Raw genomic sequence first — 21,388 nt, 5'->3', positions numbered from 1 at the left:
ACCACGTGGTGGATGCCGGGCGTGAACCCCATTGTGCCGTACCCCACCCTAATAAGCCAGTGCCGCGCAGCGCGCCGCCACCGCCGGGTTTTCGGCGTGTCGCGGATGCGGTTTCAGGCGCGCGGGTGGGCCTGCTGGTAGCTGCTGCGGAGCCGGTCCACGGAGACGTGCGTGTAGATCTGGGTGGTCGCGAGGCTGCTGTGGCCGAGGATCTCCTGGACGGCCCGGAGGTCGGCGCCGCCGTCGAGCAGGTGGGTGGCAGCCGAGTGCCGCAGCGCGTGCGGACCGGTGGCGGAGGTGTCCCCGAGGCCCTCCAACTGGTCCTTGACGACGCTGCGGACCTGCCGCTGGTCCACCCGGTTACCCCGGGCGCCGAGGAAGAGGGCGGGCCCGGAGCCGTCCGCCACCAGGGCGGGGCGGCCACGCCGCAGCCAGTCGTCGACGGCGAGAGCGGCCGGGACACCGTAGGGCACCGTCCGCTCTTTGTTGCCCTTGCCGAGCACCCGCAGGGTGCGGCGGTCCGGGTCGAGGTCGTCGATGTCGAGGCCGGTCAGTTCGCCGACGCGGATGCCGGTGGCGTAGAGCAGTTCCAGCATGGCCCGGTTCCGTAGCGCCATGGGTCCGCCGTCCGCCGCGGCCGCTTCGGCGCCGGCGACCAGGCGTTGCACCTGGCCCTGCTGCAGGACGCCGGGCAGGGACTTCTCGCGCTTGGGGGCCCGCAGCCGGAGGGCCGGGTCAGCGGCCAAGAGCTCCTCGCGGACGGCCCAGGCGGTGAAGGCCCGTGCGGTGGCGGCGCGGCGGGCCAGCGTTGCCCTGGCCATGCCGGCCTCGCTCTGCGCGCCCAGCCAGCGGCGGAGAGTTCCGAGCTCAAGGTCGCCCAGTCCCGTGGCACCCTCGGACGCGGCGTGGCCGAGGAGACTCTCGACATCGGCCAGGTACGCGCGCACGGTGTGGGCGGAGCGGCCGCGCTCGGCGTCGAGGTACCGGCCGAAGGCGGCGGCGGCATCGGCGAGCGCGGGAGGGATGGTTGGAGCTGGCACCCTTCCACTCTCCCAGCCCCATCCTGCTTCCCGGCGGAGCCCGACGGCGCGCCGTTTCCTTCCGGCTCGAGCGGGCTTGCCACGGTACCGCCCCCTCTTGGCGACGCGGGATGCACGGCGTCTGCCCTAACCCGCCGCCGCCGAGCGTTTCCAGCCACCGTGGCGGGACTCGGCCAGGCCCACCAGGCCGAGCCGTCCCAGGCCGGCCCGGACGGACTCGGGGTTTAGCCCGGCGACGACCGCCAGTTTCTCCACGGTGCTGGTGACCCGCAACGGCAGCGCGTCGAGGAGGATCAGGTCTTCCAGGGTCAGCCCGTCGTGGGCCTCCGACCGTCCCGCTGCCGGGTCCGGCAGGGAGTCACCGCTGGGCGAGACGAGTTCGGCGATCTCCGCGGCATCCGTGACGCACACCGCCCCGCCCTCCCGCAGCAGCCGGTGGCAGCCCGCGGAGTTGGCACTGTGGACCGATCCGGGGACGGCGCCGACCGCCCGGCCGAGGGTTTCGGCGTGGTGGGCGGTGTTGAGGGCGCCGGAGCGCCAGCGCGCCTCCACCACCACGGTGGCCCCGGCCAGGGCGGCGATGATCCGGTTGCGCTGCAGGAAGCGGTACCTGGTGGGCGCAGAGCCGGGAGGGACCTCGGCCAGCACCGCACCCTGGTTGGCCACCGTGCGGAGCAGGTCCTCGTTCCCGGACGGATAGAAGCGGTCCACTCCCCCGGCCATCACGGCGACCGTCGGCAGGCCGGTCGCCCCGGCCAGGGCGGCCCGGTGGGCGTGGGCGTCGATACCGTAGGCCCCGCCGGAGACGATGGTGAAGCCGCGCTGGGCCAGGGCGTAGGCGAGGTCGGCGGTAACGGAGGAGCCGTAGGAGGTGCTGTCCCGGGACCCGACGATGGCGACAGCCTTAGCGGGAGGAGGCAACTCCTGTTCCACGCCCCGCCACCAGAGGCATAGCGGCTGCTGCAGCCCCAGGTCCGCCAGCTGCGCCGGCCACAGCTGGTCGGAGGGGATGAGCAGCCGCCCGTCGAGTCGTTGCATGGTGGCCAGGTCCCGTGCCGGGGCGAGGTCCGGGACGCGGGGTGCCCAGCGTTTGAACGCCATGCCCAGGCCCGACCAGCCCCCGCCGGCGCCGGCTTCCGCCAGCAGCCCGGTGATCTCCTGCTCGGTGGACGGGCCCGCCTTCAGCTGGCCGGTAGCGATCCGGAGCGCGTCCTCCGCACCAACCGCCCGCACCAGGGCTAGGCCCGCGGCGTCCTGCGGTTCCATCAGCCGGGACAGGGCGGCCCGGGCGGTGCGTTCGTTCGCGGTCATGCTGTTCTCCTCGGGGTGGGACACGCTGTCATGGGGTTGCTCCGCCGGACTGCCGGAGGGCCAGGGCCTGGCCGACGTCATCGGCGTCGGGGCTGCCGCGGCCGGCGAGATCGGCGACCGTCCACGCCAGGCGGAGTACCCGGTCGTAGCCCCGGGCGGTGAGGGAGCCGCGTTCCAGGGCGCGGTCAAGGATGCCGGTGTGGTGGGCGCCGAGCCGGAGCCCGCCGCGGAGCACCCTGCCGGGGACCTGCGCGTTCGTCTCGAAGCCGAGCGGCCGTAGCCGGTCCAGCTGGGTGTCCCTCGCCGCCCTGACCCGGGCGGCAATGGCGGCCGATGCTTCCTCCGCCCGGGGCGCACCGAAGTCGGCAAGCGCTACCCGTTCGACGTCCAGCTGGATGTCGACCCGGTCCAGCAGCGGCCCGGAGAGCCGGGCGAAGTACCGGCGGCGCATCGTCGGGGTGCAGTTGCACTGCACGCCCTTCCCCGAGGCTTTGCCGCAAGGGCAAGGATTCGCGGCGAGGATCAACTGGAAGCGGGCCGGGTAGGCGGCGGTGCCGGCGGCGCGATGGAGGATCAGCTCGCCGCTTTCCAGCGGCTGCCGCAGGGCGTCCAGGACCCGGCGTTCATACTCGGGCGCCTCGTCCAGGAACAGCACGCCGCGGTGCGCCCGGGACGCGGCGCCGGGCCTGGGAAGGCCGGAACCGCCGCCGATGATGGCGGCCGCGGTGGCGGTGTGATGGGGGCTCTCATAAGGCGGCCTGCGGCGGAGCGTCACCGCAGACGTGGTCAGCGAGCTGAGCGAGTGGATGGCTGTGACCTCCATCGCCTCCTGGTCGCCGAGGTCCGGCAGCAGCCCGGGCAGGCGCTCGGCCAGCATGGTCTTGCCGGCACCCGGCGGCCCGGTCAGCAGCACGTGGTGCGCCCCCGCGGCCGCCACCTCCAGGGCCCGCCGTCCCTCGGCCTGGCCCGACACGTCGGCCATGTCCGGCACCATCGCAGGCTCCACGTGTCCGTCGCCGTCGTCGGGTTCTTCCCCCGGGTCGGCGTCCAGGGCCAGGTCCTGCGGGTCCGCGCCGAAGTCGAAGGCCAGCCTGGCCAGGGTGGTGTAGGCGCGGACTCTGGCGCCGGGGACCAGTTCGGCCTCGGCTGCGTTGGCTAGGGCCACGACCACGTCCGGGTAGCCGGCGCGGACGGCGGCCATGACGGCCGGGAGGATCCCGCGGACGGGGCGGAGCCGGCCGTCCAGGCCCAATTCGGCGAGGAAGACGTGACGTCCCGTGGACCGGATATCGTTGGCCGCCAGCAACGCGGCCATGGCAATGGCCAGGTCGAAACCGGAGCCTCGTTTGGGCAGCGACGCGGGGATGAGGTTGGCGGTGATCTTGCGGCGGCTCAGGGGGATGCCGGAGTTCTGCGCGGCGGAGCGGATCCGCTCCCTGGCCTCGTTCAGCGACGCGTCGGGCAGCCCGAGGATCACAAATGCAGGCAGCGTCTGCCCGATGTCCGCCTCGACCTCGACGATGTACCCGTTGAGGCCCACCAGGGCCACGGCATAGGTCCGGCCGAGCGCCACCTACCCCACGCCTTTGAGGTGTTCGATGGCGGCCTCGCCGGTGCCGTCGTCGAGCACGGCGATGACATCCACCCGGCGCAACGGCATCCGCAGCCCATGCTCCCGGCACCACGCCGACCCGAGCCGGTGCAACCGGGCAAGCTTCTCCGCACCGACAGCCTCGAAAGGGTGCCCGAACGCCAGCGACCGGCGGGTCTTGACCTCGGCGATGACCAGGGCGTCGCCGTCGAGCGCGACGATGTCGATCTCACCGGCGGAACAACGCCAGTTCCGGTCCACCACCCTGATCCCCTGGTCCTCCAGGAAACCGGCCGCCAGGTCCTCGCCGCGGCGGCCCAATACGTCTTTGGCTCTCATCCCTCCAGCGTGGACGGCACGGAGCGGATTACGTAGGTGGAAATCACGCTATGTGGGTAACTCCGCCCAGGGGTCCAGCAGGAGGGGCGGAGCGGGAGACGATCGGCTAGTTACCCAGGTCCTCGACCTTAGGCAGGGCGAGTTCCTCATTGCGCGGAAGTTCCTCGACGTTGACGTCCTTGAACGTAATCACGCGAACGCTCTTGACGAACCGGGCTGAGCGGTAGACGTCCCAGACCCAGGCGTCCTGAAGCGTCAGGTCGAAGTAGACCTCGCCGTCGGCGCTGCGGGCCTGTAGGTCGACGTGGTTGGCAAGGTAAAAGCGCCGTTCGGTCTCGACGACGTAGCTGAAGAGCCCGACGACGTCGCGGTATTCGCGGTAGAGCTGCAGCTCCATGTCGGTTTCATAGTTTTCCAGGTCTTCGGCACTCATGGTTCCATCTTGCACCATCGGGCGGAGGCCGCGCGCCACGGGGCGGCCAACCGCCGGCGCCACGGGCAGGCGCCATTACCAGGACGCCGCGGCTCAGTCGCCCAGCAGCTGCCAGCTCACCCGGTGATAGGGGCTGGGCCCGGCGGCGCGGAGGGCGTCCTTGTGGGCGGCGGTGCCGTAGCCCTTGTTCTCGTTCCAGCCGAAGGCGGGGTATTCCTCGTGCAGCGCGGCCATCTGCCGGTCGCGTTCGACCTTGGCCAGCACGGACGCCGCCGCGACGGAGAGGCACTGCATATCCGCCTTGACCAGGGTGTGGACCGGGGCGTCGCAGCCGGGCTCCGCCGGGCCTGCGTCGTCGGGGTCCGGGTCGAACAGGGAGGCCTGGGCCGGGGTCGTCAGCCAGTTGTGGCTGCCGTCCAACAGCACCACCTCGGGCGTCACGCCGGCGGCGAGCACGGCAGCCCAGGCCCGGTTGCCGGCGAGCCGGAGCGCGGCGATGATGCCGAGGGCGTCGATCTCCGCGGCGGAGGCGTGCCCGACGGCGGACGCGACGCTCCAGGCGCGCACCAGCGGCTCCAGGCGTTCGCGTTCGGAGACCTTCAGCAGCTTGCTGTCCCGCACATCGGCGAGCAGTTTCTGCCGCTGCAGGTCGATGACGGCGATCCCCACGCTGACCGGGCCGGCCAGCGCCCCGCGGCCGACCTCGTCGATGCCGGCCAGCAACCGTGCGCCCGAGGCCTTGAAGCGGCGTTCGTAGTCCAGGGTTGGTGCGAGGGACACTGCTCTTGCCTTACTTTCCTGCCGGGGCGCTGCTGGGGGTGCCGGACGGAGCGGGAACGCCGGTGAAGACGTCCGGGTAGTTGTCCAGTGCCTTGACGCGGTTCAGCGGCCAGGCGATCACGGCGGCCTGGCCCTCGATGTCCGCCATGTCGATGAAGCCGCCGTCGGTTTCCATGTGGGCGCGGGAGTCGGCCGAGTGGTTGCGGTTGTCGCCCATCACCCAGACCTTGCCGGCGGGAACCACGACGTCGAACGTCCGCACCTGCGGGACCTCGGCGCTGTTGATGTATTTCTCGTCCAGGGCCTTGCCGTTGACGGTCAGGCGGCCGCTGCCGTCGCAGCAGATGACGTGGTCGCCCGGGAGCCCGATGACGCGCTTGACCAGGTGCTGCTCCGAATTGTCCGGCAACAGCCCCACGAACGTCAGCGCGTTCTGCACCCCGGTCATGGGACCCACCGCTTTCGGCGCCGCGGGGGCCAGCCAGTTCTTGGTGTCCCGGAAGACGATGACGTCGCCGCGCTGCAGGGCGATCGGCTGGGGCACCAGCAGGTTCACGAAGATCCGGTCGTTGACGTCCAGCGTGTTCATCATCGACTCGGACGGGATGTAGAAGGCCCGGAACAGGAAGGTCTTGATCAAGAAGGACAGGACGACGGCGATGACCACCACTGTGGCGATCTCCCGGAGCCAGACCAGCACGGGATTGCGGCCCTCGCGGGCCAGCGCCCGGCGCGCCCGGGCCGACGTCGGGCCCGCATGCGAGGGACCGTCCTGCGCGACGCCGGCCGCCCGTTCCGGGATGCGCCGCGCCTCCGGCCGGGGTCCCTCGGCCGACGTCCCGCGGACGGGAGTCTCCTGGGCCGACGTCTCCGGCGCTGACGCCGCCGGGACCGACCTTTCCGGCGCTGTCATGTCCGGCACGGCCGGGAGCCGCGTCGTCGGGTGTTCGCCGTCGGGAATGGGCGCGGACGTCACCCGGGGTTCGGCCTGGCCATGGGGCTCAGGGGTCCGGGGTCCGGTCTCGGGCATCTACTGTCCGTTCTGTGTCGTCGTGGCGGCCGCGTCGGGCCGCGGTAGTGCAGCAAATCTATCAAGCGGCCAGATGATCATCACCGGCCGGCCGATCACCCGGTCCAGCGGCACCATGCCGCCGCCGGGAGCCCCCAGCAGCCCCCTGGAATCGGCCGACTTGGACCGGTGGTCCCCCATCAGCCAGAGCCGTCCCGCGGGGACGATCGCGTCGAATTTCAGGGTGCTGGGCTCATCGCCGGGATATATATACGGTTCACTAAGTTGCTGGCCGTTGACTGTGAGCTTGCCGGACCCGTCGCAGCAGACCACCCGGTCCCCCGGCAGCCCGATGACCCGTTTGACGTAGGTGGTGTCACTGCCGGTGATGCCCAGCCAGTGCCCCGCCCCGGCCACCAGCTCCGCGGCCGGGCCGGCGCCGCTGTTCAGCGGCGCGAAGGACCCGCGGCCGTCGAAGACCACCACGTCGCCGCGACGGATCGGGTCGGCGGCGAAGTCGGTACGGGAGACCAGGATCCGGTCCCCGTCGCGCAGCAGCGGCTCCATCGAGGCGGACGGGATGAAGTACACGTCCAGCCACAGGGACCTGACCAGGCCGCTGATGGCGATGGCCAGCACGAGCCCCAGAAGCACAAAACGCCAGCCCAGTTTCCTGGGCCGGCGTTTTGGCTGTTCCATGGTCCACATCCCCTGACGCGTGAAGTGCTTGATCGGCGCAGTGGCGCTGGCCCGGGGTGAGCCGGGCCGGCCGTGGATCCGCGGAGTAAGTCCGGGGACTTACTTGGCGGTCTGGAAGTCGCGCTTTTCCTTGATCTTCGCAGCCTTACCGCGCAGTGCACGCATGTAGTAAAGCTTGGCGCGGCGCACGTCACCCTTGGAGACGAGCTCGATCTTGTCGATGATCGGGGAGTGCACCGGGAAGGTACGCTCCACGCCGACACCGAAGGAAACCTTGCGGACGGTGAAGGTCTCGCGGACGCCGTCACCCTGGCGGCCCAGGACGAAGCCCTGGAAGACCTGGACACGGGAGTTCTTGCCTTCGATGATGTTCACGTGCACCTTGATGGTGTCACCCGCGCGGAACTCGGGAACATCGTTGCGCAGCGAGGCTGCGTCGACGGAATCGAGGATATGCATTGATCCACTCCTGGTGAACGCCACAGGTCATTCACGTTGGGTCACGGCGGCCAAGCCCGGCCGCAGTCGCGCCCGGAAATCACCGCCGAAAATGTGTCGTTCCGGTCCAGTCAGGAATTGACCGGGCCGGGGTGCCGCGCTGTTGGTGACGCTCCCCCTGTGGCAGGTTCGCACCCAGCAGGCACAAGGACTTATTTTGCCACAGAATGGCGGGTTTTGCTCAATCCGCGGAGTCCGCCGGACGCTCGACGACGGCGGGAAAGTCCGGTGTGTGGCAGTGGTTAGGAGTCGTCGCGGCGGCGAAGCCGGCCGTCTTCGATGCTGTACCCGAGGTCCGCGAACGCGGTGCGGTCCGCGCGGGGCAACGTCCCGGCGTCGAACGCCTCGAGCAGGTCGGGGCGGCGCTCCGCGGTCCGTCGGTACTGTTCGTGCCGGCGCCACTGGGCGATCTTGCCGTGGTTGCCGCTGAGCAGCACGGCGGGGACGTCCCGGCCGCGCCAGCTGGAGGGCTTGGTGTAGACCGGGTACTCCAGCAGCCCGTCGGAGTGCGATTCCTCCACGAGGGATTCGGGGTTGCCGACGACACCGGGCAGCAGCCGCCCGATGGCCTCGACCATCGCCAGGACCGCCACCTCGCCGCCGTTGAGCACGTAGTCGCCCAAGCTCATGGGGCGGACGGTGAAGTAGTCCGCCGCCCATTCGAGGACGCGTTCGTCGATGCCCTCGTACCGGCCGCAGGCGAAGACCAGCTGCTCCTCCTCGGCGAGCTCGTGCGCGATGGCCTGGGTGAAGCGCTCCCCCGCGGGCGAGGGGACAATCAGCACGGGTTTCCGGGCCTCACCCTCCCCTGCCGCCGCAGTCCCCGCGACGGCGCCGAGCGCCTGGGCCCACGGTTCCGGTTTCATGACCATGCCGGCGCCGCCGCCGTACGGGGTGTCATCGACGGTGCGGTGCCGGTCGGTGGTGAAGTCGCGGAGGTCGTGGACGGTGAGCTTGAGCAGTCCGTCCTGCCGGGCCTTCCCGATCAGGGACAGCTCCAGCGGGGCGAGGTACTCGGGGAAGATGCTGACGACGTCGATCCGCATCTTAGGCGCGGTCCCCGTCTGCGCCCTCGGCGGCACTGTCTTCGGAGTCGCCGTCGTCGGGCGTCGCGGAGGCTTCCGTGTTGACTTCGAACAGGCCCGCCGGCGGGGTGACGACGACGTACTTCTCGGCGACGTTGACCTCGGGGACGATCTGCTCCACGAACGGGATCAGGATCTCCTTGCCGGCGGGGTCCTTGACCACCAGCAGGTCCTGGACGGGCATGGTGTGCAGCGCGGACACCGTGCCCACCACCTCGTTGCCCACCCGGACGTCCAGGCCGACGAGTTCGTGTTCGTACCAGCCCTCGTCGTCGTCCTCGTCGAGTTCTTCGGTTTCGATGAAGAGCTTGGCGCCGCGCAGGGCCTCCGCATCGTTGCGGGTCTCCACCTCCTCGAATGCCAGCAGCAGGATCTCCTTGTTCCAGCGCGCGCTCTCGACCGTGAGCGGCCCGGCGGACGCGGGCTCCACGACGAACTGGGTGCCCGGCACGAACCGGTCACCGGGGGCGTCCGTCAGCACCTGGACGGTGACCTCGCCGCGGATGCCGTGGGGTTTGCCGATTCGTGCCACCTGAAGCTGCATGCTGTCCTCTTGTTCGGGGATGGGAAGGATGGGTCGTTGTGGGGGCGCAGTGTGCGCAAAACAGTCCGGCCCCTCCACCAATGCTGGTGGAGGGGCCGGACAGAGATCAAGCGTGTGCTGGCTGCGCTACCGGCGGCGGTCGGTGTCCACGACGTCGACCCGCACCGGCTCACCGTCTGCCAGCGCCGCAACCACGGTGCGCAGTGCGCGTGCGGTCCGGCCCTGGCGGCCAATCACCCGGCCAAGGTCGTCCTGGTGAACGCGCACCTCAAGGGTGTCCCCCCGGCGGTTGTTCTTGGCACTGACCTTGACGTCCTCGGGGCTGTCTACAATCCCGCGGACCAGGTGTTCGAGCGCGTCTGCCAGCAAGTTACTCAGCCTCGGTGGTCTCTGCTTCGGCGTCGGCCGGGGCCTCGGCTGCGTCGTCCTTCTTGGCCTTCTTGGTGATGGCTTCCGGAATGATGACGGAACCCTTCTCCGGGGCTACGAAGCCTTCCTTGGCAGCCTTGGTCTTCAAGGTGCCTTCCTGGCCGGGCAGACCCTTGAACTTCTGCCAGTCACCGGTGATCTTCAGGATCGCGGCAACCTGCTCGGACGGCTGAGCGCCGACGCCGAGCCAGTACTGGGCGCGGTCCGAGTCGACCTCGATGTACGAGGGCTCTTCGGTCGGGTGGTACTTGCCGATCTCCTCGATGGCACGGCCGTCACGCTTGGAGCGTGAGTCCATGACGACGATGCGGTAGTACGGGGCGCGCATCTTGCCGAAGCGCTTAAGGCGAATCTTAACGGCCACTTTTGTGGTCACTCCTGTTTCTGAAACGGGGTCGAACCCGGCGTTCTGCACCCGTGGGGCGGGCCATACTAGGGGGTTCTAAAAGGACAAGATCCAGACGCGGAGAGAGGGGCCACGCAGATCAAGTACCTGATCATTGTGCCAGATCACCGCGCCGATTTCGACTTGACACCCGCGGCGGGCCGCCGCGGGTGGCGCCGCAGTCCGGCTCAGGCGGTCCAGACGTACAGTTCGGTGCGGGCGGCGGGGTCGACGCCCGAGGCGAGCTCCGCGATCCGGCGGGTGTGGCCGAGGGCCTCGGCGGCACCGAAGGGCATGTCCTCCTCGGCCGCCCACTGCCCGGCGACATCGGCCAGGACACTTTCGCCCTCGTCGGTCTCGTAGCTGAGCAGCTCGGCGAGGGTCCGGACCATGGCGGCGGGCACGCCGAGCAGTGCGTCGCTGGAGACGTCGACCATCGCGAGTTCGTAGTCGGCGCCGGCGGCGTGGACGGCGGTGCCGGCGAGGTCGCCCAGCCGTTCGATCTCGTAGTCGCTGATGCCCTCGATCCGGACGGCGTCCGGGCCGGCGGGGGCGCCCCCGGCGAGGGCAGCGGCCCGCTTGAGCGCGGCGTCATGGGTGGCGACGAAGACTTCGGTAAATCCCACGGGGCTCATCCTTGGATTTCGGGCGGCCCGGGGGCCGCGGCGTGTGGCGTGGTCCCAGCCTATCGGCTGGCGGCCCGGAGGCCGGTCAGCGGACGGCGACCCGGATTCGGTTGCGCCAGGGGTCATCGAACCGGAGCTCGGCACCGGTGTGGTGGGACGCGACGCCGGCGACCTTCAGCCGGTCCGCGAGGGCGCCGACGTCGTCCCCGGAGGGCACCTCGATCAGCACCTCGCCCAGGCCCAGCGTGTCGCGCCGGGGGCCGGCGCCGCGGCTGTTCCAGACGTTCATGGCCATGTGGTGGTGGTAGCCGCCCGCCGAGACGAAAAGCGCCTGGCTGTGCCAGCCTGCGGTCTTTTCGAAGCCCAAGGTCCCGACGTAGAAGTCGTGGGCCGACTGCACGTCGCCGACCTGGAGGTGGACGTGCCCGACGCCGGCGCCGGTTTCGTGCTGGCCGGCGAGCGACGCCTCGGTGAGGTGCTGCTCCAGGTAGCGCTGCGGCGGCAGCGCCAGGCTGTCCATGACAACATTCGCGCCATCCCAGGACCATTCCTCGCGCGGCCGGTCCCAGTACAGTTCGATGCCGTTGCCCTCGGGATCGTTGAAGTAGAAGGCCTCGCTGACCAGGTGGTCCGCGCTGCCGGTGAAGAACCGGGGATCGTACTGGGCTGCGGTGGCGACGGTGGCGGCCAGCGCCGCCTGGTCCTCGAACAGGAGGGCGGTGTGGAAGAGCCCGGCCTCACCCCGGGAGGGGAGGTTCAGCCCCGGCGCCGGCGCGAGGTGCACCAGGGGCGTGCGGCCGCGTCCGAGGTAGAGGCCGCCGTCCTGCTCGGCCACCACCTCCAGGCCGAGGGCGCGCTGGTAGTAGTCGGTCATCAGCGCCAGGTCGCCCACCTTGAGCATCACGGTGCCCATCGACAGGTCGGCCGGCAAGAGGTCCTGGGTGGCGGCGTTGGTGGTCATTGCATCACTCCGGTGTTGTGGGGTTTTGCCGTCGTTCGGCGGCTCTCACCAGATAAAATTACTTGAAGCTTCAATTTATTCCGCGGACGCCGCGCCGATGACGACCCCGCGGAGGACGACGGCGCGCAGGTTCCGCAAGGTGGAGAGATCCCGCCGCGGGTCCGCGGCGCAGACCAGGACGTCGGCGGGGGCACCCTCGGCGATTCCGGCGGCGCCCAGCCAGGCCCGGGAGGACCAGGCGCCGGCGTCGAGGGCGGTGGCCGCGCCCAGTCCGGCGGCGTGCAGGGCCTCCAGCTCGTCGACGATCCGCCCGTGGGCAATGACGCTCCCGGCGTCGGTTCCCGCATAGATGGCCACCCCGGCCTCGTGGGCCTCGAGGACCCGCTCGGCCCGGCGTTCCCAGAGCGCGCGCATATGGGCGGCGTAACGCGGGAACTTGGGTTCGGCCTGCGCGGCGATGTCCGGGAAGGTGGCGATGTTGATCAGGGTGGGGACGATCGGCACGCCCTGATCAACGAAACGCGGAAGATGCCGGGGCAGCAGCCCGGTTGCGTGTTCGATGCAGTCGATCCCGGCGTCGAGCATGTCATCGAGGGTGTCCTCGGCGAAGCAGTGAGCGGTGACCCGGGCGCCCTCGTCGTGGGCGGCGCTGACGGCGTCCCTGACGGTGCGGGCGGGGAAGCTTGCGGCAAGGTCCCCGGCGTCGCGGTCGATCCAGTCCCCCACGAGCTTGACCCAGCCGTCCCCCGCCCGCGCCTGCTTCCGGACCTCCTCGACCAGGTCACCGGGGTCCACCTCAACGGCGAGGCCGCGCAGGTAGCGGCGGCTTCGGGCGATGTGGCGGCCCGCACGGATGATCCGGGGCAGGTCCCGCCGCTGCTGGATCCAGCGGGTGTCGTGCACCGCTCCGGCGTCGCGGACCAGCAGGGTCCCGGCGTCACGGTCCGTGCGCGCCTGCGTTTCGGCGACGGCGGCGTCCACGTCACCGCCGGGCCCGAGCCCGATGTGGCAGTGAGCGTCGACCAGTCCCGGGATTACCCACCCGTCGATGACTTGGTCCGGCGCCGCCTCCGGACGGTCGAAGGTCAGCACCCCGTCCACGGACCACAGGCCGCGCCGCTCCCGGTTCACGGCGGTGAGGACGGGCCCGGTGAATTCGATGATGCCGCTCATGGGTCCCAGCCTAGGAGGCGCGGGCGTGCCGGCTGCGGACGACGTCGGCGATAAAGGAGCGGATCGCCCGGTCCCCTTCCGGTGAGTCCTGCGGCCGGTGCCCGCCCGGGGCGGTGCGGTGCCGGGCGCCGGTCTCCACGAGGTAACCGGCAATCTCCTCGTACAACGGTTCCCAGCCGCCGGTGAGGACCAGTGTGGGGACGCCGGGGACGATGTGCAGGGGCGCCTCCCAGGCCGGCGCCTGCAGCCGGAGCCGCCGCGCCTCCCGGGCGTTGTCCGCCGCGACTTCCCCGGGGGCGCCGTGCAGCGGGGCGTGCGCGGCGAACACCCGGCGGACGAATTCGCGGTGGAAGTCCTCGTCGCCCAGGCTGTGCCGGACGTCGAAGAGCGGTTCCATCAGGGCCCGGTGCGCGGCGGTGGCCGGCAGTTCCGCCGTCAGGGACAGGCAGGCCGGTTCCACCAGCGTGAGGGACTGGACCAGGTCGGGCCGTTCGACGGCAGCCATCATCGCGGCGATGGCGCCCTGGGAGTGGGCGACGACGTGGCCTCCGGCGGCACCGCGGCCGTCGTCGGCCAGTGCGCCGAGGACGATCCCGGCGTCGGCCGCGAAGTCGGTTTCCAGCGGCTCGGCCACCGGGTCGAAGCCATGCCGGCGGAGGAAGAGCGCGTCATAGGCCAAGGCCACGCCGTGCTGTTTCGGCCACGCCGCGGCACCGAAACTGCCGGCCCCGTGGACGAAAACTACGCGCTCCTTGAACATGCTCCAAGCCTATTCCACGGGTCCGTCAACGGGGCCGCGACATACGCCGCGGCCCGCCGCAGCGTGTCGCTACTTGCTGCCGCCAAGGAACTTGTCGAAGCCCTTGGGCAGGTTCAGCTGGGAGGGGTCGAAGTCGCCCTGCTGGCCGAAGGAGGCGCCGGTGGGGACGGCCTTGGCGCCGGCTGCGCGCCGTGCCTCCGCGTCCTTGAGCTCCTGCGCGGCCTTGGCCGGGTTGCCGGAGCGGGCCTTCTTCTTTGGCGCGGGCTTGTTGCCCTTGCGGGCCCCGCCGCCCATGCCCGGCATCCCGGGCATGCCCGGAATGCCGCCGCCGGCGGCCATCTTCTTCATCATCTTCTGCGCCTGGGCGAAGCGTTCCAGCAGGCCGTTGACCTCGGAGACGTGCACGCCGGAGCCGCGGGCGATGCGGGCGCGGCGGGAACCGTTGATGATCTTCGGCGCGACCCGCTCGTGCGGGGTCATGGACCGGACGATCGCCTCAACCCGGTCGATTTCGCGCTCGTCGAACTGCTCGAGCTGCTGCCGGATGTTCTGCGCGCCGGGCATCATCATGAGCATCTTCTTCATCGAGCCCATGTTGCGGATCTGCTGCATCTGGGCGAGGAAGTCCTCGAGGGTGAAGTCTTCCTGGTCGGCGAACTTCTTCGCCATCCGGGCCGCTTCGTCCTTGTCCCAGGACTTCTCGGCCTGCTCGATCAGGGTGAGCACGTCGCCCATGTCGAGGATGCGGGAGGCCATGCGGTCCGGGTGGAAGAGCTCGAAGTCGTCCAGGCCTTCGCCGGTGGAGGCGAACATGACCGGCTTGCCGGTGACCGACGCGACGGAGAGCGCGGCACCGCCGCGGGCGTCGCCGTCGAGCTTGGAGAGGACGATGCCGGTGAAGTTAACGCCCTCGTCGAACGCCATGGCGGTGTTGACCGCGTCCTGGCCGATCATCGAGTCGATGACGAACAGGACTTCGTTGGGGACGATGGCCCGGCGGATCTGGCGCGCCTGCTCCATCATGTCCGCGTCGACGCCGAGGCGGCCGGCGGTGTCAACGATCACGACGTCGTGCAGGGTGCGCTTGGCTTCCTCGACGCCGGCGCGGGCGACGGCGACCGGGTCGCCGGCCGGGTGGTCCAGCTCGGTGGAGGTGGCGCCGGGGTGCGGGGCGAACACCGGTACGCCGGCGCGCTGGCCGACGACCTGCAGCTGGGTAACGGCGTTGGGGCGCTGCAGGTCACAGGCCACCAGCATGGGGCTGTGGCCCTGGGACTTCAGGTGCTTCGAGAGCTTGCCGGCGAGGGTGGTCTTACCGGCGCCCTGGAGGCCGGCGAGCATGATGATGGTGGGGCCGGTCTTGGCCAGCCGGATCCGGCGGGTCTCGCCGCCGAGGATCTCGACGAGTTCCTCGTTGACGATCTTCACGATCTGCTGGCTGGGGTTCAACGCACCGGAGACCTCGGCGCCGAGGGCACGCTCGCGCACGCGGGAGGTGAATTCGCGGACCACCGGCACGGCGACGTCGGCGTCCAGCAGGGCACGGCGGATCTCCCGGACCGTGGCGTCGACGTCGGCCTCGGTCAGGCGGCCCTTGCCGCGAAGGTTCTTGAAGGTTGCTGTCAACCGGTCAGAGAGTGAATTGAACACGCGCCGTGCACTTCTTTCAGTGGATCTGCAGCTGGCGTCCGGAACGGCGCGCCAGTGTCGGAACTGTCTCGCCGGAACGAACCGGCCCGACAACGGGACTCGACTATCTAGGGTACCAAGACCCGGCTCGGAGGTGGCATGCTGGCGTAGGTGACCAGTGAACCGACGGTAAAGACCCTGCTCATCCTCGGCGCGTCCGGCGACCTGACCGGCCGGCTGCTGCTTCCGGGCCTGGCCCGGCTGGTGGCCCGCGGCCACGCCGCCGGCCTGACCCTGGTGGGCGCCGGCTCCGACGACTGGAGCCAGGAGCAGTGGCTGGAGCGGCTGGACACCGCCTTCGCGGACGCGAATTCGCAGGCAAACACGGACGGAAAACGCGAACTCAAGCGGATCCGCACCTCCACCAGCTACCACCGCCTGGATGTCACCTCGGGCGGCGAGCTCGCGTCCCTGCTGGCCGGGCTGGACGGCCCGGTGGCGGTGTACTTCGCGCTGCCGCCGAAAATCAGCCAGCTGGCCTGCGAGGCACTGACCCCGGAGGAAGTCCCCGCCGGCACCCGGCTGGTGATGGAGAAGCCCTTCGGCTCCAGCGAGGAATCGGCCCGGCACCTGAACAAGACCCTCGCCGCTCTGGTCCCCGAGGACCACATCCACCGGGTGGACCACTTCCTGGGCAAGGCCACGGTCCTGAACATCCTGGGCCTCCGCTTCGCGAACACCTTCCTGGAGCCGGTCTGGAACCGTGAGCACATCGAGAAGGTGGAAATCATCTTCGACGAGGACCTCGCGCTCGAGGGCCGGGCCCGGTACTACGACGGGGCGGGCGCGCTGCGGGACATGATCCAGAGCCACCTGCTGCAGATCATGGCCCTGATGGCGATCGAGCCGCCGGCCTCCGTGGACGAACGCGACCTGCGGGACGCCGTCGCCACCCTCCTGCGGGCCAGCAGCATCAAGGCCCCCTACGCAAAGAACACCCGCCGCGCCCGGTACTCCGCCGGCTCGATCGATGGGCGCAAGGTTCCCGACTACGCGAAGGAAAAGGGCGTCGACCCGTCCCGGAACACCGAGACCCTCGCCGAGGTCCGGGTGGACATCGACAACTGGCGCTGGCAGGGCGTGCCGTTCCTGCTCCGGTCCGGGAAGGCACTCGGATCGATGCGCAAAGAGGCCATCGTGACGTTCCGCCCGGTGCCGCACCTTCCCAAGGGGTTCACCGGCGTCGACTCCCCCAACCAGCTGCGGATCGGCTTCGGTCCCGACACCCTGCAGTTCGACGTCGACGTCAACGGCCCCGGAAACGTGCTCAGCCTGGACCGGGCCACCCTGAAGGCGGAGTTGAGCGCCTCGGACCTGCTCCCCTACGGCGAAGTCCTCGAGGGTGTCCTCAGCGGCGATCCGTTGCTCTCGGTCCGGGCCGACACCGCCGAGGACTGCTGGCGGATCGTGGAACCGGTCATCAAGGCCTGGGCCAGGGACAGCGTGCCGCTGGAGGAATACCCGGCAGGCACCCCGGGACCCGAGGGCTGGCCTACCTAAGTCACCCGGCTGAACACAAAAGCGGGCCGGGCACCTGTTCAGGTGCCCGGCCCGTTGTTCGCAACCCTCATTCGCGTTCCGCTGAGTCGGTCCGCGGCTGGAGGGATTGCAGCTAGATGGCGGCCGCGCCGCGTTCGCCGGTGCGGACCCGGACCGCCTCGAAGACGTCCATGGTCCAGACCTTGCCGTCGCCGGCCCGGCCGGTGTTGGAGCTGGCGATGATGACATCGAGGATGTCATCGGCCTGCTCGTCGGTGGCCAGCACCTCCACCCGGATCTTCGGCAGCAGGTCCACGTTGTACTCGGCCCCGCGGTAGACCTCGGTGTAGCCGCGCTGCCGGCCGTAGCCGCTGGCCGCGCTGACCGTCAGGCCCTGCACCCCGTAGGCTTCCAGGCCTTCACGGATGGCGTCGAGTTTTTCCGGTCGGACGATGGCGGTGATCAGTTTCATGCTTCCACGCTTTCTTTGCCTGCTGCGGTCTGCTTGCCGTGCTGCGGGACGCCGGCGATGTCCTCGGCCGGGAGCTGAACGGCCTCGCCGCCGAGCGACTTGCCGGTGATGATTTCGTGCAGCGGCTGGAAGCTGCCGCCCCGGCCGCTGAGGCCGAACTCGTAGGCGGTCTCGGCGTGCAGGCTGAGGTCCACGCCCACGACTTCCTGCTCCTGGGAGACCCGGAAGCCCATCAGCTTGTGGATCGGGAAGGCGATGATGAAGGTCATCACGGCGGTGAAGATGATCGAGAACAGGGCGGCCAGGGCCTGGGCGACGAGCTGGGTGCTGCCGCCGCCGTAGAAGAGGCCGGCGGTGCCCTGGGACGGGGTGGCCAGGAAACCGATGGCCACGGTGCCGACGACGCCGGAGACCAGGTGGACGCCGACGACGTCGAGCGAGTCGTCGTAGCCGAACTTGAACTTCAGGCCGACGGCCAGGGCGGAGGCGACACCGGCGACGACACCCAGGATGATGGCGCCCAGCGGGGAGACGTTGGCGCAGGCCGGGGTGATGGCGACGAGGCCGGCGACCACACCGGAGGCCGCACCGAGGGAGGTCGGGTGGCCGTCACGGAACCGCTCCACGGCGAGCCAGCCGAGCATGGCGGCGGCGGGGGCGGCGAGGGTGTTGACCCAGATCAGGCCGGCCTGCTCGACCGTGGCGGCGGCGCCGGCGTTGAAGCCGAACCAGCCGAACCAGAGGATGGCGGCACCGAGCATGACGAACGGGATGTTGTGCGGGCGGTGGTTCGGGTCCTTGCCGAAGCCCTTGCGGTTGCCGATGACCAGGACCAGGATCAGGCCGGCGATACCGGCGTTGATGTGGACCACGGTGCCGCCGGCGAAGTCGATCACGGGGGCGAACGTCTGGCCGAACCAGCCGTCCTTGGAGAAGAGGCCGCCGCCCCAGACCATGAAGGCCATGGGGGCGTAGACCAGGGTTGCCCAGATCGGGGTGAAGATGACCCAGGCGGAGAACTTGGCGCGGTCGGCCACGGCACCGGAGATCAGGGCCACGGTGATGATCGCGAAGGTTGCGGCGTATCCGACCTTCAGCAGGTCCGCCGGATCGGTGAAGTTGTGCAGCCCGAAGTGCGTGAACGGGTTGGCGAAGATCTGGAAGAAGTTGTCTTCGTTGCTGGTGGCCATGGAGGCGCCCCACAGAACCCAGACAATGCCGACGGTGCCGATGGCGACGAAGCTCATCATCATCATGTTCAAGGCTGACTTGGCGCGCGTCATGCCGCCGTAGAAAAATGCCAGGCCCGGGGTCATGAACAGCACGAGCGCTGCTGCGACCAGGAGCCAAACGAGACCCGCGGTGAGTTCCATGGTCTGCGTCCTCTCTTGCTCTTAGGTGCGGATCCAGTCCGCAAGTTCAACGCATTTTGCGTTCTACAAAGAGTCTGCTGGCGTAGTGTTTCACCGGCTCGGGATTTAGATTGCCGGGCTGTTACAAGAACCTCCCGGAAGTAAATGGTGCGTCTCGCGCTTGTTACGGTTGTGTTTCACGCGGACCCATCCCCCCACCGGCCTCTCAAGGCATCGAAAGCAGCACCATGAGTAAAACAGCCCGTCCCGCCAGGGATTCCAGCCTTCTCTCCGCCCTGCGCCCCTCCCGCGGACCGCGGCTCCCCCGCGACATCAAGGTGATGCTGGCCGCGGCCTTCCTGATCGCGCTGGGCTTCGGGCTGGTGGCGCCGGTGCTCCCCCAGTTCGCGACGACGTTCGACGTCGGGGCGACGGCGGCAGCGGTGATCGTGAGCATCTTTGCCTTCATGCGGCTGATGTTCGCCCCGGCCGGCGGCGCGCTGATCGTGCGGCTGGGCGAGCGGCCTGTGTACGTCGCCGGGCTGCTGATCGTGGCGGCGTCGACGGCGGCGTGTGCCTTCGCCCAGGATTACTGGCAGCTGCTGGTGTTCCGCGGCCTCGGCGGCGCCGGCTCGGTGATGTTCACGGTGGCGTCGATGGCCCTGGTGGTCCGGCTGGCCCCGCCCGAGAGCCGCGGCCGGGTTTCCGGCGCGTACGCCTCGGCCTTCCTGATCGGCAACGTCTGCGGCCCGATCGTCGGCGGCCTGCTGGCGGGATTCGGCCTGCGGGTGCCGTTCCTGGCCTACGCCGCCGCGCTGGTGCTGGCTGCCGCCGTCGTCCAGACCCAACTCACGCACGTCCCCTCCGGGTCCCGGGAGGCCGGCACGGCCGCCCCGGCCATGCTACTGCGCGACGCGGTGCGGGACAGCGCCTACCGGGCCGGGCTGGCCTCCAGCTTCGCGAACGGCTGGGCCACGTTCGGGGTGCGCATGGCGACGGTGCCGCTGTTCGCCGTCGCGGCCCTCGGTGCCGGGGCGTCCTCCGCGGGCTGGGCGCTGGCGGTGTTCGCGGCCGGTAACGCCGTGGCGCTGACCTTCTCGGGACGGCTCGCGGATTCCGCCGGCCGGAAGCCGATGATGCTGGCGGGCCTGGTGGTCACCGGCCTGGCCACCGCCTCGATCGGCCTGACGCACGATCTGCCGCTGTTCCTGTTGGCCTCCACGGTCGCCGGCATCGGCTCCGGCCTGCTGGGCCCGGCGCAGCAGGCCGCGATCGCGGACGTGATTGGCAACGAACGCTCCGGCGGCAAGGTGCTGGCGGTATTCCAGATGACGCAGGACAGCGGCGCGATCGTGGGGCCGGTGATCGCCGGCCTGCTGGCGGACCGGCTGGGTTACGGCTGGGCCTTCGGCGTCACCGGCGGCGTGCTGCTGGCCGCGGCCGCCGGATGGCTGCTGGCGCGGGAAACGTTCCGGCCCGCAGCCCCGGCGGCCGGGTAGGGCAACCGGTCCAGCTCGGGATCGCGCTAGTTCAGGATCGCGTCCACGAAGCTGTCGGCGTCGAACGGGGCCAGGTCGTCCGCGCCTTCGCCCAGGCCCACGAGCTTGACCGGGACGCCCAGGGTCTTCTGGATCGCGACGACGATGCCGCCCTTGGCGGTGCCGTCCAGCTTGGTGAGCACGATACCGGTGATGTTGACGACCTCGGCGAAGACCCGGGCCTGGTTCAGGCCGTTCTGGCCGGTGGTGGCGTCCAGGACCAGCAGCACCTCGTCGACCTCGGCGAGCTTTTCAATGACGCGCTTGACCTTGCCGAGTTCGTCCATCAGGCCGACCTTGTTCTGCAGTCGGCCGGCGGTGTCGATCATGACGACATCGACTTCCTGGTCGATGCCGGCCTTCACGGCCTCGTAGGCGACGGAGGCGGGGTCCGCGCCGTCGATGTCGGACTTGACCGTGGGGACGCCGACCCGCTGGCCCCACGTGGCCAACTGTTCGGCCGCGGCGGCGCGGAAGGTGTCCGCCGCGCCGAGCAGGACGTCCTTGTCTTCGGCGACCAGGACGCGGGCCAGCTTGCCGACGGTGGTGGTCTTGCCGACGCCGTTGACGCCGACGACCATCATCACGGCCGGCTTGTCAGCGTGGCGCTGGACGTTCAGGCTGCGGTCCATGGTCGGGTCGACGAGCTTGAGCAGTTCCTCGCGCAGCAGCGCCTTGACCTCTTCCGGGGAACGGGTGCCCAGGACCTTGACGCGGGCGCGGAGGGCGTCCACCAGCTGCATGGTCGGCTCGGTGCCCAGGTCCGCGAGCAGCAGGGTCTCCTCGACCTCGTCCCAGACGTTCTCGTCGATCTTGTCGGAGGACAGGAGGGCCAGCAGGCCCTTGCCGAGGACATTGTTGGACTTGGCCAGGCGTTCACGCAGCCGGGTCAGGCGGCCGGCGACCGGCAGCGGCGTCTCGACCGGGACGGTCTCCAGGCCGGCGGCGTCGTCCGGCACCTCCACGGTTCCGAGGTCCTCGAGGCCTTCGGTGTCCCGGGCGGGGGCCCCGGTCCGGTCCTCCAGCAGGGTCCCGCCGCCGGTGCCCTGGACGGGGTCGTTGGCGTCACGCTGCGTGGGGTAGTTGGTGATGTTCCTCCGGGTCCGCACGAGCACCGGAATGAGGGCGCCGATGACCACCAGGGCAACGATAATGGGCAGGATGATAGGGAGGATGTCGTTCACTCCCCTAGCTT

Annotated in this window: 23 protein-coding genes; 2 read left to right on the top strand and 21 right to left on the bottom strand. The window is 70.1% G+C overall.

Annotation, left to right across the window (positions count from 1 at the left end; translation table 11 throughout):
- Positions 1–113: 113 nt before the first annotated feature.
- From ACFUCU_RS01160 to ffh, 18 genes are all read right to left on the bottom strand, one after another.
- On the bottom strand, positions 114–1,040 hold the full coding sequence (locus ACFUCU_RS01160) for a tyrosine recombinase XerC (RefSeq protein ID WP_290257554.1): 927 nt from the start codon (positions 1,038–1,040) through the stop codon (positions 114–116).
- Between the two features lie 126 nt (positions 1,041–1,166).
- On the bottom strand, positions 1,167–2,351 hold the full coding sequence (gene dprA, locus ACFUCU_RS01155) for a DNA-processing protein DprA (protein ID WP_377970133.1): 1,185 nt from the start codon (positions 2,349–2,351) through the stop codon (positions 1,167–1,169).
- A 28-nt stretch (positions 2,352–2,379) separates the two neighbouring features.
- Positions 2,380–3,924: a YifB family Mg chelatase-like AAA ATPase gene (locus ACFUCU_RS01150; RefSeq protein WP_377970131.1), complete on the bottom strand. Its 1,545-nt coding sequence runs from the start codon at positions 3,922–3,924 to the stop codon at positions 2,380–2,382.
- Positions 3,925–4,281, bottom strand: coding sequence for a YraN family protein (locus ACFUCU_RS01145; RefSeq protein WP_377970129.1), 357 nt, complete (start codon positions 4,279–4,281; stop codon positions 3,925–3,927).
- Positions 4,282–4,387: 106 nt separating this feature from the next.
- The gene (locus tag ACFUCU_RS01140) at positions 4,388–4,714 is read right to left on the bottom strand and encodes a DUF2469 domain-containing protein (RefSeq protein ID WP_290257548.1); all 327 of its coding nucleotides are present in this window, start codon (positions 4,712–4,714) and stop codon (positions 4,388–4,390) included.
- Positions 4,715–4,807: 93 nt separating this feature from the next.
- Entirely contained in the window at positions 4,808–5,494 is a 687-nt protein-coding gene (locus tag ACFUCU_RS01135; protein ID WP_377970127.1) for a ribonuclease HII, read from the bottom strand.
- Positions 5,495–5,504: 10 nt separating this feature from the next.
- Complete coding sequence (lepB, locus tag ACFUCU_RS01130) at positions 5,505–6,524, bottom strand: signal peptidase I (RefSeq protein ID WP_377970125.1); 1,020 nt, start codon at positions 6,522–6,524, stop codon at positions 5,505–5,507.
- Positions 6,525–7,202 carry a signal peptidase I gene (lepB, locus tag ACFUCU_RS01125; protein ID WP_364135016.1) on the bottom strand — a complete coding sequence of 226 codons (678 nt, stop codon included), beginning with the start codon at positions 7,200–7,202 and terminating at the stop codon, positions 6,525–6,527. It abuts the gene before it with no gap.
- 99 nt (positions 7,203–7,301) lie between these two features.
- On the bottom strand, positions 7,302–7,661 hold the full coding sequence (gene rplS, locus ACFUCU_RS01120; RefSeq protein ID WP_056738299.1) for a 50S ribosomal protein L19: 360 nt from the start codon (positions 7,659–7,661) through the stop codon (positions 7,302–7,304).
- Positions 7,662–7,942: 281 nt separating this feature from the next.
- Positions 7,943–8,746: a tRNA (guanosine(37)-N1)-methyltransferase TrmD gene (gene trmD, locus ACFUCU_RS01115; RefSeq protein ID WP_377970123.1), complete on the bottom strand. Its 804-nt coding sequence runs from the start codon at positions 8,744–8,746 to the stop codon at positions 7,943–7,945.
- A gap of 1 nt (position 8,747) precedes the next feature.
- On the bottom strand, positions 8,748–9,329 hold the full coding sequence (gene rimM, locus ACFUCU_RS01110) for a ribosome maturation factor RimM (RefSeq protein ID WP_377970121.1): 582 nt from the start codon (positions 9,327–9,329) through the stop codon (positions 8,748–8,750).
- Positions 9,330–9,455: 126 nt separating this feature from the next.
- Positions 9,456–9,698: an RNA-binding protein gene (locus ACFUCU_RS01105; RefSeq protein ID WP_290257539.1), complete on the bottom strand. Its 243-nt coding sequence runs from the start codon at positions 9,696–9,698 to the stop codon at positions 9,456–9,458.
- A gap of 1 nt (position 9,699) precedes the next feature.
- Entirely contained in the window at positions 9,700–10,122 is a 423-nt protein-coding gene (rpsP, locus tag ACFUCU_RS01100; protein WP_290257538.1) for a 30S ribosomal protein S16, read from the bottom strand.
- Positions 10,123–10,331: 209 nt separating this feature from the next.
- The gene (locus tag ACFUCU_RS01095) at positions 10,332–10,769 is read right to left on the bottom strand and encodes a hypothetical protein (RefSeq protein WP_377970120.1); all 438 of its coding nucleotides are present in this window, start codon (positions 10,767–10,769) and stop codon (positions 10,332–10,334) included.
- An 85-nt stretch (positions 10,770–10,854) separates the two neighbouring features.
- Positions 10,855–11,730: a VOC family protein gene (locus ACFUCU_RS01090; protein WP_377970118.1), complete on the bottom strand. Its 876-nt coding sequence runs from the start codon at positions 11,728–11,730 to the stop codon at positions 10,855–10,857.
- Between the two features lie 75 nt (positions 11,731–11,805).
- Positions 11,806–12,903 carry an amidohydrolase family protein gene (locus ACFUCU_RS01085; protein WP_377970116.1) on the bottom strand — a complete coding sequence of 366 codons (1,098 nt, stop codon included), beginning with the start codon at positions 12,901–12,903 and terminating at the stop codon, positions 11,806–11,808.
- Between the two features lie 10 nt (positions 12,904–12,913).
- Entirely contained in the window at positions 12,914–13,663 is a 750-nt protein-coding gene (locus ACFUCU_RS01080) for an alpha/beta fold hydrolase (protein WP_377970114.1), read from the bottom strand.
- 69 nt (positions 13,664–13,732) lie between these two features.
- The gene (ffh, locus tag ACFUCU_RS01075) at positions 13,733–15,313 is read right to left on the bottom strand and encodes a signal recognition particle protein (RefSeq protein ID WP_364134996.1); all 1,581 of its coding nucleotides are present in this window, start codon (positions 15,311–15,313) and stop codon (positions 13,733–13,735) included.
- 150 nt (positions 15,314–15,463) lie between these two features.
- On the opposite strand from ffh, the gene ACFUCU_RS01070 reads away from it, so the two are divergent.
- Positions 15,464–16,852, top strand: a complete 1,389-nt coding sequence (locus tag ACFUCU_RS01070) for a glucose-6-phosphate dehydrogenase (protein ID WP_377970112.1) — start codon at positions 15,464–15,466, stop codon at positions 16,850–16,852.
- A gap of 112 nt (positions 16,853–16,964) precedes the next feature.
- Here ACFUCU_RS01070 and ACFUCU_RS01065 read toward each other — a convergent pair whose 3' ends face one another.
- Both ACFUCU_RS01065 and ACFUCU_RS01060 read right to left on the bottom strand, forming a co-directional pair.
- Positions 16,965–17,303: a P-II family nitrogen regulator gene (locus ACFUCU_RS01065; protein WP_136322366.1), complete on the bottom strand. Its 339-nt coding sequence runs from the start codon at positions 17,301–17,303 to the stop codon at positions 16,965–16,967.
- Positions 17,300–18,676 (bottom strand): ammonium transporter, encoded by a 1,377-nt coding sequence (locus tag ACFUCU_RS01060; protein WP_377970110.1) that lies wholly within the window; start codon positions 18,674–18,676, stop codon positions 17,300–17,302. The genes ACFUCU_RS01065 and ACFUCU_RS01060 overlap by 4 nt, the downstream gene beginning before the upstream one ends.
- Before the next feature lie 227 nt (positions 18,677–18,903).
- Here ACFUCU_RS01060 and ACFUCU_RS01055 point away from each other — a divergent pair, with 227 nt between their 5' ends.
- Positions 18,904–20,154 (top strand): MFS transporter, encoded by a 1,251-nt coding sequence (locus ACFUCU_RS01055; protein ID WP_377970108.1) that lies wholly within the window; start codon positions 18,904–18,906, stop codon positions 20,152–20,154.
- Positions 20,155–20,180: 26 nt separating this feature from the next.
- Here ACFUCU_RS01055 and ftsY read toward each other — a convergent pair whose 3' ends face one another.
- Positions 20,181–21,377: a signal recognition particle-docking protein FtsY gene (gene ftsY, locus ACFUCU_RS01050; protein ID WP_377970107.1), complete on the bottom strand. Its 1,197-nt coding sequence runs from the start codon at positions 21,375–21,377 to the stop codon at positions 20,181–20,183.
- Positions 21,378–21,388: the final 11 nt, after the last annotated feature.

The organism is Arthrobacter sp. NPDC057259, from assembly GCF_042668995.1.
Taxonomy (GTDB): Bacteria; Actinomycetota; Actinomycetes; order Actinomycetales; family Micrococcaceae; genus Arthrobacter.
Note: the sequence above shows the minus strand (reverse complement) of the source record. Positions and strands in the feature narration are given on the sequence as shown.